A 541-nucleotide genomic window follows, 5' to 3' on the forward strand; every position below is an offset into this window, starting at 1 on the left:
TTGTTCGATAGCATACTGAATGCTATGATAAAAAAATATATCCTTCTCATAATCAATTTTAATTACATTTTTGTTGGTGAGATCTTGTGACAATTTGATCTAGAAAATTATGCGATATGCCTACTTCACGTCAAAATCAAATTAGGGGGTGTCATTTTTTAGCTTTTTTTTTGGGTTCTGGATGTGATTCAATGTATGTTGATAACAATGATTTGATGTAATCGACAGAAGCTTCTTTTGCACCACCATTTGTAGCTCCCGTCATCCAATAAAGTACCATGCCGGCATCAGAACAATCCCATTTGCCTTTCTGAAACTTAACAACATTATCCACTTCGGCAATTTTTCCTATGGTCCAGATCCATTGTATTCTAGAATCAGGATGATTCTTTGCCCAGTCCCATTCTTCCAATGCTACTTTTAGATTTATGTTTTGATCCGGGATCCGAACTTCTTCTATGCCAAAGTCAAGTATTTGTTGCCAAGTATAGAAATCTCCAGCATTATCATTCGCAGGATGATGTGTGATCACTTTGACATG

1 protein-coding gene is annotated in these 541 nt (G+C 36.0%); it reads right to left on the reverse strand.

Going from position 1 to position 541, the window contains the following annotated elements:
- Positions 1 to 151: 151 nt before the first annotated feature.
- On the reverse strand, positions 152 to 541 hold a 390-nt coding region (locus SM447_RS29840; RefSeq protein WP_474576199.1), incomplete at its 5' end, for a hypothetical protein.

This window comes from Micromonospora aridisoli (genome assembly GCF_056150025.1).